The sequence below is a fragment of the Streptomyces sp. JH14 genome, from assembly GCF_029428675.1.
Taxonomy (GTDB): Bacteria; Actinomycetota; Actinomycetes; order Streptomycetales; family Streptomycetaceae; genus Streptomyces.
Genome location: NZ_JAJNEL010000001.1, coordinates 86,219 through 98,537, shown reverse-complemented (window position 1 = coordinate 98,537; position 12,319 = coordinate 86,219). Strand labels below are relative to the sequence as shown.

The following is a 12,319-nucleotide window of genomic DNA, read 5'->3' as shown; positions in this document are numbered from 1 at the left end:
AAAACATCACCGCGGCGTACAGCTGCTGGCACAATCCGAGCCATGACGACCGATCTCCCCGGCCCTCCCCAGGAATCCGACCGCCCCCTCCTACGACCCGGCGCCCGCATATTCGTCGCGGGGCACCGCGGGCTCGTCGGCTCGGCAGTGGTGCGCCGCCTCACCGCCGAAGGCCACGAAGTGATCACCCGCGGCCGTGACCGGCTCGATCTCCGCGACGCGGCACCGACCCAGGCCTTTCTGCGCGACACCCGCCCGGACGCCGTGGTGCTCGCCGCCGCCAAGGTCGGCGGAATCATGGCCAACAGCACGTATCCGGTGCAGTTTCTCGAGGACAACCTGCGTATCCAGTTGAGCGTGATCGCCGGAGCGCATGCCGCCGGCACCGAGCGTCTGCTCTTCCTCGGCTCGTCCTGCATCTATCCCAAGCGCGCCCCGCAGCCGATCCCCGAGAACGCCCTGCTCACCGGCCCGCTGGAACCGACCAACGAGGCGTACGCGCTCGCCAAGATCGCCGGCATCGTGCAGACCCAGTCGTACCGGCGGCAGTACGGCGCCTCGTACATCAGCGCCATGCCCACCAATCTCTACGGACCGGGCGACAACTTCGACCTGGAGTCCTCGCACGTCCTGCCCGCCCTGATCCGCCGCTTCCACGAGGCGCAACGGGACGGAGCGCCCGAAGTCACCCTCTGGGGCTCCGGCAGCCCCCGGCGCGAGTTCCTGCATGTCGACGACCTTGCCGCCGCGTGCCTCCTGCTCCTTGAGCGCTACGACGGTGACGATCCGGTCAACATCGGTTGCGGAGAGGACCTGACGATCCGGGAACTCGCCTCCACCGTCCAGGATGTGACGGGTTATCAGGGAAGCATCGCCTGGGACACGTCGAAGCCCGACGGCACCCCCCGCAAGCTCCTGGACGTCTCCCGACTCTCCTCTCTCGGATTCAAACCGAAGATCGCGCTGCGCGACGGCATCGCCGATACCTACGCCTGGTGGCTGGACCATCGGCGCGACGAGCGCTGACATCGTCCGCCCGGTCCGCCGGGGCCGGGCGGCCGCCGCAGTACGACGACCGCCCGCCCGTCCGGCCCCGCACGGCCGGCCGGGGTTCACTTCTCTCATCCGGTGTCCCCGCCGCTCTCAGTAGGCCCCGCGGCCGTCGGTGACGGCGCGCAGCGTGCGGGCCATGAGACCCAGGTCCGTGGCCACCGACCAGTTGTCGACGTACCACAGGTCCAGCGAGACGGTCTCCTGCCAGGACAGGTCCGAGCGTCCGCTGACCTGCCACAGGCCGGTCAGTCCGGGCCGGACCGCGAGCCGCCTGAGTTCGCGCTCGTCGTACCGTGACACCTCCTCCGGAAGGGGAGGGCGCGGACCCACCAGTGACATCTCGCCGCGGACCACATTGAACAGTTGCGGGAGTTCGTCGACCGACGTCCGGCGCAGCACCCTGCCGATCCGTGTCACCCGGGGATCGCGCCGCATCTTGAACATCAAGCCGTCGTTCTCGTTCGCCGTCGCCAGCTGCGCCTTGTGCGTCTCGGCGTCCTCCACCATCGTGCGGAACTTCCACATGGTGAACGGCTGGTTGTGCTGCCCCTGGCGGATCTGGCGGTGGAACACCGGACCCTCGGAGGTGAGCCGTATCGCCGCCCCTACGAGGAGCAACAGCGGTGCCAGCAGCACGAGTCCGAGCGCCGCACCGATACGGTCCACCGCGGCCTTCAGTGCCATCTGCGGGCCCCGGCGCAGCGGCGGCACGATGTGCAGCAGCGTCAGCCCGGCCGCGGAGGCCGGCCGGACCCGGCCCGCCGCGATCTCCGAGAGGTCCGACAGCACGGACAACTGGAGCCCGCCGTCGTGCAGCCCCCAGGACAGCCGCCGCAGCCGCTCCCCGGAGAGTTGCGGTCCGGGTACGACGAGCGCGAGGTCCGCGTCATGGGCGAAGGCTCCGCCCAGGACCGTCGTCACGTCGTCGTCGGCCGGCGCGGGTGCGAGCCGTCCCGGCACCGGAGCCTCGCAGTCCAGTGTCGCCGCCCCGACGGGGACGACGGCCACCACGGTGTAGGCGTGGTCCGAACGGGAACCGAGCAGCCGCACCGCCCGTTCCACCCCCGGAGCCTCACCGACCACCAGCACCCGGTGTTCTGCGTGATTCTTCCTTCCCGGCCAAGGGAGTTGACGCACCGTCGACACGACGACGGTCACCAGCAGGCCGGGTACCAGCGCCACGACCGCGGTCACCGGCTGGACCGGCTGGACCGGCTCCCTGAACACGGTTGTGAGAACCGCAAGCACGCCTATGAGCAGCAGCCAGTCCCCCGGAGCGGTCAGTGCCCCCCTGAAGCCCCCTGGCCGGCGGTCCGTGTAGCGGCCACCCACCGCCCGGACGCCGCACCATGCCAACGCGGCTACCGTCGCAGCGAGTTGAGCCTGCTGTTGCTCGTAGGCGCGCAGGACGAGCCAGGCCGGAACCCCCAGGCCGACGAGGTCGGCACAGACGATGAGCGGCAGGTGCCGCCCGGGTCTTCTCTTCGGTGCCCGCCCTTGGTCGGAGCGGTCGCGCTGTACGGTCGGGGCCCTCCACAGCTGTTCGAGTTCCTTGCTGTGAGGCCGGTGTGCATCGGTCCGCGGACGTGGCGCCCCCGCCAGTCCCGCGGGCCTTGATATATCGGATTCGGGTAGCTCGACATGCCCCATGAACCCCCCAGTCACAGTTGCATCTCCACAAACGGGACGCATCCGCCGATCCCATGGACTGACGGATGCGCCCTCGCTCGGTGCACGATATCCACACACGTGCCATTTCGCTGGAGTTCTCGTGAAGTTCAGAACACGGGGCGAGCCCATGGACTCGTCCCGATCCGCGCTGGATCGCAGCTTCTGCGGACGGGTGGTGGCATTTGTGGGGTTCCGCGCTGGGATTCTGTGCGGACATGTCACGCTTGCATCTCCTCCCCGCCAGGCCTTGCAGGCCTTCGCAGCCTCGTCTGGGAGAATGGATCACCGGGCGGCGACGGCCGGCCACGATCGAAAGAGGGACGTGCGGTGACTCCCGCGGAGAAGAACTGGGCCGGCAACATCACCTTCGGTGCGCAGCGGCTGCGCACCCCCCGCTCGGAGGCCGAGCTCCAAGAGATCATCGCCGGCGCCACGACGGCACGGGCGCTGGGCACCCGGCACTCCTTCAGCACCGTCGCCGACACGGCCGGCGACCTCGTGTCGGTGGCCGGACTGCCCCGCACCGTCGAGATCGACCGGGACGCGCAGGCAGTCACCGTCAGCGCCGGCCTGCGCTTCGGGGAGTTCGCCGGCGCGCTCCACGAGAACGGCTACGCCCTGCACAACCTGGGTTCGCTTCCGCACATCTCGGTGGCCGGCGCTTGCGCGACCGGAACACACGGCTCGGGCGTGGGCAACCGCTCGATCGCCGGTGCGGTCGGGGCGCTGGAGATGGTCACGGCCGACGGATCCCCGGTACGGCTGGCCCGCGGCGACGCGGACTTCCCCGGAGCGGTGGTCGCCCTGGGCGCCCTGGGAGTGGTGACCCGGCTGACGCTGGACCTGGTGCCCGCCTTCGATGTGCAGCAGTGGGTCTACGAGGACCTGCCGCAGTCCCAGATCGCCGACGGAGCCGGGTTCGACGAGGTGATGTCGGCCGCGTACAGCGTCAGCCTCTTCACCGACTGGCGCGGCGGCCCCGTCAATCAGGTCTGGCTCAAGCGGCAGGTCGGTGCGGACGGGGTGCGGCCGGCCCCTGACGAGTGGCTCGGCGCCCGGCTCGCGGACGGAGCACGCCACCCCATCCCGGGCATGCCGGCCGAGAACTGCACCCGGCAACAGGGTGTTCCCGGCGCATGGCACAAGCGCCTGCCGCACTTCCGGCTGGAGTTCACCCCGAGCAACGGGGACGAGCTGCAGTCGGAGTACTTCGTGGCGCGGCGCGACGCCGCGGCCGCCTTCGAGGCGCTGGACCGGATCCGGGACCGGATCGCACCCCTGCTCCTGGTCAGCGAGATCCGCACGGTGGCCCGCGACGACCTGTGGCTGAGCCCGGCGAGCGGAAGGGACTCCGTGGCCTTCCACTTCACCTGGGCGCCGGACACCGAGGCCGTCACTCCGGTGCTGAGGGCGATCGAGGAGGCACTGGCACCGTTCGGTGCCCGGCCGCATTGGGGCAAGGTGTTCACGACCGCGCCCGAGACGCTGCGCACGCTGTACGGGCAGTACGCCGAGTTCGAGAAGCTGATGGCCCGGTACGACCCGACGGGCATGTTCCGCAACGCTTTTCTGGACCGCCACTTCCCGCAGGCATGAGCAGTGACGTACGGGGATCTCACCTTTGTGTCCGCAAAGAGCGGGACACTGCCCCGCTCACGGTCCGTGGCTGTTGCGCCGGTGCTCGTACCGCGACGGCCACGCGGCCGCCGACCGGCCCGGCGCGAGTTGGTCCACCACCTCGGCCAGGTCGTCGCAGGCCTGCTCGATCCGGCGCCGGACGTTCATGCTCTCGGTGACGATCGCTGCCAGCAGCAGCGCGGTGAGCGCCACGGATCCGTTGAAGATCGCCAGATTGAGCATGACCTCCAGGAGGGTGTGCCCGGCGAACGGTCCCACGCCCTCCGTCGCCGAGAGGACCGCCAGGACGGACACCAGCAGGGCAACGGGCGCGCTTCCCGCCAGCTGAAAGCGCAGGGCGGCCCAGATGAGCAGCGGGAACACCAGGTAGAACAGGGAGAGTTCGCTCCTGGTGGCCAGCAGCCCGATGGCGACGGAGGCGACCGCGAGCGCGGTCGCCTCCAGCCATCTGTCGCCGGCCCGGGGCAACCGCGCCTTGCGCAGGACGAGCAGTACCGGGGTGACCACCAGCACGCCCATGGCGTCCCCCGCCCAGTACGCCGCCCAGACCGGCCAGAAGTGGCGGACGGGCAGTTTGCCGTCGAGTACGAAGAGCACGGTGCCCACCGTTGCGCTGATCAGCATGCCGGCCAGCGCGCCGAGAAACACCAGGACGACACCGTCGCGCAGCCGGTCCAGCTCGATCCGGAACCCGAACCTGCGGAGCATGAGGTACGAGCAGACGGGAGCCAGGGTGTTGCCGGCCACGATGCCGAAGTCGGAGAGGGTGAGCGAGTCGGCGAGTGTGGCGCTGCTGACCAGGGAGCCGAGAGTGATGCCGGGCCAGATGCCGATGCCCAGGTACAGCAGGCAGCCCACGGCGATACCCGTCGACGGCCAGAGCGGTGTCACGGTGGCGCCGTGGATGGTCACCCGTCTGAGCAGGCCGATCTCCCCTGCCCCGTAATAAGCGGCGGCGACGCCCAGGATGCGCAGAGCGGCGGATGCCTTGCGTCTGGTTTCCTGGCTGCGGATCACAGAACTCATCAGACACCGGGGCCACGGAGTCGCCGCTGTGTGACACGCTCCGCCCCGGCGTCCGGCTCACCCGGCGCCGCCGGGGAAGCCGTTGTGGCGCAGGACGAGAACGGCGGCGTCGTCCTCGTGACCGGTACGCTCCGCCGTCCGCATCACCTCGTCGGCGAGCCGCTCGGCCGCGGCCGACACGTGCGCCGTCACCAGCCGCATCACCGCCTCCAATCCCTCGTCGATCGGCAACGACCGCCCTTCGACGACACCGTCGGTGACGAGCACGAACGCCCCCGGTGCGGTCAGCCGGTGCCGGGTGACCGGATACTCCTGCTCCGCCTGGATACCCAGTGGCAGGCCGCCCTCGTCCTGGGCGATGCCCGACCGTCCGTCGACCGCCGCCCAGACGGCGGCCACGTGACCGGCCCGGGCGGTGCGCAGCTCCCGGGCGCGGGGGTCGAGCCGGACGAATGTGCAGGTCGCCAGGAGCGTGGAGCCGATCGACAGCAACAGGTCGTTGGTGCGGGCCATGATCTCGCCCGGATCCGCGGTGGTGGCGGCAATCGCCCGCATGGCGATCCGGATCTGCCCCATGAAGGCGGCAGCCTCGACATCATGGCCCTGGACGTCACCGATGGCGAAGGCGAGCGTGCCGTCCGGCAGCCGGAAACCGTCGTACCAGTCGCCGCCGATGTTCAGACCGCTGCGGGCCGGCGAGTAGCGGGCTGCGGTCTGCAGACCCGGGAGCGCAGGGAGACTGCCGGGCAGCGTCTCGCGCTGCAGCGCCTCGGCCAGCTCCACCCGCGCCTGATGCACCTGGACCTCGTGACGCGCCCGCGCGGTGAGCTTCTGCAGTGTGGTGAGCAGCTCCTCGGCACTGGCGGAACGGCGAGCACGACGCCGGTTCATGGGCCGCTCCACGGTGCATTCGTTCGCGAGCCGCAACGCAGGGCCTGACGGCACGGGTGTCCGGGACGCCTGCCGGCATTCCGGGAGGCCCTCGGTGGCACTTGCCCCTTGCATCATATTTCGGCGGTGCCCTCGGTGCAGGGCGAGCCACCGTGACGGAGCCCGTCCGGAGCGCGCGGACCGGCCCGGCCGGGTGGATGCTGAGTAGAGGACCGCGTCGTGGCGGCGCACCGTGGCCGGACGCGGATGAGGGAGGTGCGCTATGACACGCACACACGAATGGAACGTCCACCTCGACCTGTCCGAGGACAACGGCACGACCAAGGCAGAAGCCGTGCTGGACACCGGCTCAGGGAAACTCACCGGCCACGGGGTGGCCCGCTGCAACCCGCAGGACGTGGACATCCCCACCATCGGTGACGAACTCGCGGCGAGCCGCGCCATGAAGGATGTGGCCGGCCAGCTGATGAGAGCGGCCGACCACGAAATGGAGGCGGTGGGAGCCGGACCCGCGAAAGGCCCCATCAGCAAGCCCTACGCCTGGACGGATGTGACGAGCTGAAGCCGTAGGCGGATGCAGACGTCACATGAACCGGGTCCCCGACCGAGGGCGGGCACGGATCCGCACGTCGTGGCACGGGCCGCCGAAGAGGCCGCCCAGGGCACCCGTCCTGCGTCCGGCCGGTCGGGCCGGCCGAGTACCGCGAGCACCTGGCACGGGTGCTCGCCGGCGGTGCGGCGCCGGCCGCGGCCGGCAGGGTGTGACAGGGTGACGGGCGCGCAGGAGGCACGCGCGGACGGTGAGCGCCATGCGTGAGATCCTCCCGGCGTTGCGCCGCTGGTACGCCTCCGGGGAACCATTCGGCCTCGCCACGGTCGTCGCCGTCACCCGCAGCGCGCCGCGCGGCCCCGGGGCGGTGATGGCGGTGGGCCCCGGCGGCGAAGTCGCGGGCAGCGTCTCCGGCGGCTGCGTCGAAGGAGCCGTACTCGACCTGGCCACGGAGGTCGTCGAGACCGGCCGGGCGCAGCTCAGCACCTTCGGCTACAGCGCCGAGGACGCCTTCGCCGTCGGACTCACCTGCGGCGGCGAGATCACCCTGCTGGTGCGCCCCGTGTCGGCCGCGACCGACCCCGCGTTCGGAGAGGTGGCCGCATCGGTCGCCGAGCACCGTCCGGTGGTGATGGCCACCGTGACCGACGGCCCGGCCCCGCGCGGCGCCGCGCTGGCCGTATGGCCGGACACCGTGGCCGGCTCGCTCGGCACCACCGGCCTCGACGCGGCCGTCACCGCCGACGCACGCGGCGAACTGGCGCAGGGGGCAACGGGCCTTCGTCACTACGGTGCGCGCGGCGAGCGGCGTGAGGACGATGTCACCGTGTTCCTGCAGTCGTTCGCCCCGCCACCGCGCATGCTCGTCTTCGGCGCCATCGACTTCGCCGCCGCGGTCGCGCGGATCGGTGCGTTCCTCGGCTACCGGGTCACCGTCTGCGACGCACGCCCGGCCTTCGCCGACCCCCGGCGCTTCCCGGCCGGAGCGGAGGTGGTCGTCGACTGGCCGCACCGCTACCTGCGTGCCACGGACACCGACGAGCGGACCGTCATGTGCGTCCTCACGCACGACCCGAAGTTCGACGTTCCGCTGCTGGAGGTGGCCCTGCGCCGGCCGGCTGCGTACATCGGAGTGATGGGCAGCCGCCGGACCCACGACGACCGCCTGGCGCGGCTGCGGGAGACCGGAATCGGAGAGCCGGAACTGGCGCGACTGCGCTCACCCATCGGTCTCGACCTCGGCGCCCGCACCCCGGAGGAGGTGGCCGTCTCCATCGCGGCGGAGATCGTCGCCCTGCGCTGGGGCGGCACCGGCGCCCCGCTCGCCGACAGCACCGGGGCGATCCACCGGCCACGGCCGAAGCCCGTGTGAGGGGGAGACCGGACGGCTGAACCACTCAAGCACCGCGGCTCTCCCGGTACCGGTGAATGAAGAGGCCCGCCCCGGGAATTCGCCGAACCGGGGCGGGCCTCCTGTCAGGTGGCGAAACAGGTCGCGTCAGTCGACGTAGGTGATGTCCGAGGGGGAGTAGATGCAGTTGGTGCCGTCCGCTCCGGTGCCGATCTTGGTCGGCTCGCCGCTCGTCACACCCTTGTACTTGGTGCAGATGTCGATATCGGCATCTGCGTCGTCATAGATCGTGATGCCGGAGAACCGCGCCGTGTCGCCGTAGTTGGTGTTGATGCCGACGATGGTGTCGCCCGGCGAGGTGACCCAGACATTCTGTACCTCGACGTGCCGGCCGTACATCGTGGAGCAGTTGCCGCACGAGCGGTACAGCTTGCCGAAGTCCGAGACCTGGAAGTTCTTGATGATCAGGGTGCCGCCGCCGTTGTGCTGGAACACCTTGTCGTCCGCCAGCCTCGCGCCGCCGCCGTCGACCGTGCGCACCAGCGAGGAGGAGCTGCCGAGGAAAGTGGCGGCGTCCTCGCCCACGTCCTCCCACCACACGTTCTTGAGCGTGCAGGCGCCGAGGCAGTGAACGCCGTCGGCCGCCGGAGCACCGAGGATGACGTTCTGCAGCGTGGCGCCGTCCGCCAGTTCGAACATGGCCGGCTGGTCCTCGTCCTGGCCGTCGCTGCCCAGGTCACCGCTGCCGTAGAAGCGCTTCAGGCCTCCGTCGTAGGTGCCGGACACCGAGATGGTCGCCGACACGGCCTGGCTGCCGTTGGCGGTGGGCCATGCGGGCGGCGCTCCGGGTGTGGTGGGCGGCGTCGTGGGAGGTGTGGTCGGAGGATCGGTGGGGACCGAGCCGGCCGCGGTGAAGGTCCAGCGCTTGCTCGTCACCGAGTCGCAGGAGTTCTGCTGGACCAGGGCCCCGGCGGCCGTCGAACTGTCCTTCGTGTTGAGGCACTTGCCGCCGTTGCTGTTGACGACCTGGTAGGTGTTGCCGCTGACCGGAGTGAGCGTCCACACCTGACTGGGGGCGCCGCTGCAAGTCTGCTGCTCCACCGCCTTGCCGGCGCTGGTGGAGGCACCACGCACCCCGGCGCACTTGCTGCTGTGCGAGGCGGTCAGTGTGTAGCCGCTCCCGGAGGCCGTGAGCCGCCATGTCTGGTGGGCGGCGCCGGTGCAGGTGTTCTGGCCGAGCTGGACGCCGTCGGACGTTCCCGAGCCGGGAACCTCCAGACACAGTCCGCTTCCGGCGTTCGACAGGCTGTACGAGCCCGCTGCAGGCGCGGCTGTGGCCGAGCCGGTGCCGAACAGCGCGGTGAGCGCCGCGGCGATCAATGAGACGACCGCGACGAACGAGGCGGCTGCCCGTCCGCCCCGCCTTCTGGCATGCTGCTTCTCTGTGCGCACTCGGTGTTCCTTTCACCGCCTGCGGTGTCCTCCGCAGGCACCCATGAGGTGGTTGGTGCGGTGGTAAAAGCAATCGCCCGGCCAGGAATGATGTTCCGTATTCTGAACCGAGTTCTTGTACGCGAACATCGGTGACGGTACGTCAACTGGATCCGGCGGTCAATGAGTTGACAGAACACCAACAATGCCGGGATCGGTCGTGTCACCCGGGGTGTGGTCGGCGAGAGTCCGGACGCTGCTGGTGAAAGGCCGATTCACGCGTTCTCGAACCCAGGGGTGACGTCATGTGCTGGAGTGCGACTGCCGACCTGGTGGCCGGTGCCGGCATTGCCGCGATCGGTGTGGTCTGCGTCGCGCGCACGCGCCGGGTCCGCGATCTGCCGCTCGCGGCACTGCCGCTGCTTCTCGGGGCCCATCAGATCATCGAGTCCTTCGTCTGGCGCTCAGGCGGCGGTACGGGGCCCGCCGTGGCGGCCTGGGCCGCCATCGCCCTTCCGGTGCTGGCGCTCTGGGTCCCGCTCGGTGTGCTGGCCGCCGCGCCGCCGCATGCCCGGCGCCGGCTGTTCGTTCCCGTCGCGGCCGGCGCCGCGACCGCTGCCTCGCTCGCGTACTGCCTGGCCGCCGGCCCCGTGACCGCCGAGATCCGCGGTCACACCCTTGGCTACGTCCTCGGCCTTCCCCGCCGGGAACTGCTCGTCGCGGGTTACCTCGTGGCGACGGTCGGGTCCCTGCTGCTCGCCGGTGACCGGCTCCTGAGGCTCCTCGGTGTGCTGGTCGCCGTCGGGGCCGCGATCTGTGCGGCGCTGTGGCGGCTGGAGTTCGTCTCCACCTGGTGCGCGTTCGCAGCGGTGTGCTCGGTCATCCTTCTCTGCCGGACGCGTCGCCCGCCGGCGCCGAACGGCTGAGTTTCCCTTCACCGGCAGCCCCGGCAGCCCCGGCAGCCCCGGCAGCCCCGGCAGCCCCGGCAGCCCCGGCGGGCCGATGGGGTGGGCTACGGCAGAGGCGCCGACATCCGCGGTGCTCTTCGGTCCGACCGGAGGGCATTTCCGTGTGCGCGAACCTTTTTTCCCTTTTCTTTCGGTAATGGAAAGTCTGTTTGGGGTTGCGCGTGGGGTGGCTGTTACAGAGTTCGAGGCCCGACACGCGGGGGTGGGCCGTGGCGGGCGGCGGGCGCTGTACCTGTGCGCAGGTCCGGATGAACCGGTACCGAACGGGTGGATGTAGAGGTCAGTGATTGACGCGCGACCGGGGATTCACTGCGTGCCGAATGCAGGCGTGTGTGACGGAAATGTCTGTATTTCGTAACACGTATCGGGGCGTCTGTCATGAGTCGGGTTACCGGGTCAAAGTGTGCGATCTCGGTATCACGCCGGGATCGAACAACGCCCGGACCGCAAGGCCCGGGCCTGCACCTGAGGGGTTTTCATGTCCCGTTCCGCACGGCGGCTCGCCGCTACCGTTATCGCTGCCGGTGCCATGGTGGGCGCCGCGGCGCTGCCGGCCGCCGCCGCCGACCACGGTCACGACCGCGGCTACTCGTCCATCGTCCTGGGCGAGATCCAGTACGACAGCCCCGGACGTGACAACGGCTCCAACCGCAGCCTGAACGACGAGTGGGTCACCGTCACCAACACCAGCTGGCGCACGGTCAGCCTCCGTGGCTGGACGCTCAGAGACGAGAGCCGCCACACCTACCGGTTCAACCTGCAGCTGGCCGGCCGTTCCTCGGTGCGGGTCCACACCGGCGTCGGCCGCGACACCCGTTACAACGTCTACCAGGACCTGGGCCGCTACGTCTGGGACAACAGCGACACCGCGACCCTGCGGGACAACCGCGGTTACAAGGTCGACTCGAAGTCCTGGGGCCGCCACTACGGCGGCTACGACTACGACTACGGCTACGGCTATGGCAACGACCGCGACTACGGCCGTGACCACGGCAAGAAGCACGACCGCGACCACGGCAAGAAGCACGACCATGACCACGGCAAGGGTCACGACCATGACCACGGCAAGGGTCACGACCGTGACCACGGCAAGGGTCACGACCGTGACCACGGCAAGGGTCACGACCGTGACCACGGTTGGGACGGTCGCCGCTGATCCTCTGACGACCGCTCCCTGATCCGGGAGCCGATCCCACTGCCTCCCCATCCTGCGGCGTACCACGGCCCCCCCGGACGTGGTACGCCGCACTCGTCAGGGGCGGCCGCCGGCGCTTCAGCCGGCGGACCGGTGCGCGACACGCTCCGAGTCGAGCGTGTCGACCGCCCCGCGGGTGTCCCCGATCGTCGTGCGGTCCACCGCGATGAAGCTGACCGGGCTGCCGCGCAGCGGTGCGCCCGGTGCAGCACCCGGTCGCGGGCGTCGACCGTCCCCGTGCCGATCAGGCTGCCGCCCGCCACGGTGATGAAGTGATGGAGCGGGAAGAGCCGTTTGCCGGTGCCGCCGCGGTGGGGGACGCAGCTCATCGCCGCGGGGCTCCGGATGGAGAACGGCGTCGGCATCAGCCGGCGGCCGGAGCCGGCCCGGTCCGGCGAACCAGAGGAGGGTGAGCGCGGCGACGCCCAGCACGGTGGCGATGGCCTCCACCAGGCGGCTGCGGGCCACCGTGGATGCCCTCCTGCCCCGTCCCTGCACGGCCGGGCGCGAGCGGAGGCACCCCTGCACCCTCTGCGCGGCGCCCC

The 12,319-nt window shown here is 70.5% G+C and carries 9 protein-coding genes and 3 pseudogenes; 6 read left to right on the top strand and 6 right to left on the bottom strand.

The window, feature by feature from the left end; genetic code table 11:
- Positions 1–42: 42 nt before the first annotated feature.
- Positions 43–1,026 carry a GDP-L-fucose synthase gene (locus tag LRD69_RS00455; protein WP_277324530.1) on the top strand — a complete coding sequence of 328 codons (984 nt, stop codon included), beginning with the start codon at positions 43–45 and terminating at the stop codon, positions 1,024–1,026.
- Between the two features lie 117 nt (positions 1,027–1,143).
- Here the strand turns inward: LRD69_RS00455 and LRD69_RS00450 are convergent, their stop codons facing one another.
- A complete protein-coding gene (locus LRD69_RS00450) occupies positions 1,144–2,703 on the bottom strand; it encodes an exopolysaccharide biosynthesis polyprenyl glycosylphosphotransferase (RefSeq protein ID WP_277329576.1) in 1,560 nt (519 codons plus the stop codon).
- A gap of 348 nt (positions 2,704–3,051) precedes the next feature.
- On the opposite strand from LRD69_RS00450, the gene LRD69_RS00445 reads away from it, so the two are divergent.
- The gene (locus LRD69_RS00445) at positions 3,052–4,320 is read left to right on the top strand and encodes a D-arabinono-1,4-lactone oxidase (protein WP_277324529.1); all 1,269 of its coding nucleotides are present in this window, start codon (positions 3,052–3,054) and stop codon (positions 4,318–4,320) included.
- A 57-nt stretch (positions 4,321–4,377) separates the two neighbouring features.
- Here the strand turns inward: LRD69_RS00445 and LRD69_RS00440 are convergent, their stop codons facing one another.
- Together LRD69_RS00440 and LRD69_RS00435 are read right to left on the bottom strand one after the other, a co-directional pair.
- Positions 4,378–5,379, bottom strand: a complete 1,002-nt coding sequence (locus LRD69_RS00440) for an MASE1 domain-containing protein (protein ID WP_277329575.1) — start codon at positions 5,377–5,379, stop codon at positions 4,378–4,380.
- 66 nt (positions 5,380–5,445) lie between these two features.
- Positions 5,446–6,279, bottom strand: coding sequence for a PP2C family protein-serine/threonine phosphatase (locus LRD69_RS00435; RefSeq protein ID WP_277324528.1), 834 nt, complete (start codon positions 6,277–6,279; stop codon positions 5,446–5,448).
- 262 nt (positions 6,280–6,541) lie between these two features.
- On the opposite strand from LRD69_RS00435, the gene LRD69_RS00430 reads away from it, so the two are divergent.
- Both LRD69_RS00430 and LRD69_RS00425 read left to right on the top strand, forming a co-directional pair.
- Entirely contained in the window at positions 6,542–6,841 is a 300-nt protein-coding gene (locus tag LRD69_RS00430) for a DUF1876 domain-containing protein (RefSeq protein WP_277324527.1), read from the top strand.
- 247 nt (positions 6,842–7,088) lie between these two features.
- Positions 7,089–8,201, top strand: a complete 1,113-nt coding sequence (locus LRD69_RS00425) for an XdhC/CoxI family protein (RefSeq protein WP_277324526.1) — start codon at positions 7,089–7,091, stop codon at positions 8,199–8,201.
- Positions 8,202–8,327: 126 nt separating this feature from the next.
- Here the strand turns inward: LRD69_RS00425 and LRD69_RS00420 are convergent.
- Together LRD69_RS00420 and LRD69_RS00415 are read right to left on the bottom strand one after the other, a co-directional pair.
- Positions 8,328–9,032: pseudogene (locus LRD69_RS00420) on the bottom strand (pectate lyase); the annotation flags it as partial.
- Positions 9,033–9,092: 60 nt separating this feature from the next.
- Positions 9,093–9,632: pseudogene (locus tag LRD69_RS00415) on the bottom strand (RICIN domain-containing protein); the annotation flags it as partial.
- 284 nt (positions 9,633–9,916) lie between these two features.
- Between LRD69_RS00415 and LRD69_RS00410 the strand changes: the two are divergent.
- On the top strand, positions 9,917–10,537 hold the full coding sequence (locus tag LRD69_RS00410; RefSeq protein WP_277324525.1) for a DUF6629 family protein: 621 nt from the start codon (positions 9,917–9,919) through the stop codon (positions 10,535–10,537).
- Positions 10,538–11,057: 520 nt separating this feature from the next.
- Positions 11,058–11,510, top strand: a pseudogene (locus tag LRD69_RS00405) (lamin tail domain-containing protein); the annotation flags it as partial.
- A gap of 342 nt (positions 11,511–11,852) precedes the next feature.
- Here LRD69_RS00405 and LRD69_RS00400 read toward each other — a convergent pair.
- Positions 11,853–12,242, bottom strand: a complete 390-nt coding sequence (locus LRD69_RS00400) for a hypothetical protein (protein ID WP_346771892.1) — start codon at positions 12,240–12,242, stop codon at positions 11,853–11,855.
- Positions 12,243–12,319 lie beyond the last annotated feature (77 nt).

What these genes read in the sequence shown, in the direction of transcription:
- LRD69_RS00455 (WP_277324530.1), top strand. Translation starts at nt 43, where the DNA reads ATGACGACCGATCTCCCCGGCCCTCCCCAGGAATCCGACCGCCCCCTC.
- LRD69_RS00410 (WP_277324525.1), top strand. Translation starts at nt 9,917, where the DNA reads ATGTGCTGGAGTGCGACTGCCGACCTGGTGGCCGGTGCCGGCATTGCC.
- LRD69_RS00450 (WP_277329576.1), bottom strand. Translation starts at nt 2,703, where the DNA reads ATGGGGCATGTCGAGCTACCCGAATCCGATATATCAAGGCCCGCGGGA.
- LRD69_RS00430 (WP_277324527.1), top strand. Translation starts at nt 6,542, where the DNA reads ATGACACGCACACACGAATGGAACGTCCACCTCGACCTGTCCGAGGAC.
- LRD69_RS00435 (WP_277324528.1), bottom strand. Translation starts at nt 6,279, where the DNA reads ATGAACCGGCGTCGTGCTCGCCGTTCCGCCAGTGCCGAGGAGCTGCTC.
- LRD69_RS00425 (WP_277324526.1), top strand. Translation starts at nt 7,089, where the DNA reads ATGCGTGAGATCCTCCCGGCGTTGCGCCGCTGGTACGCCTCCGGGGAA.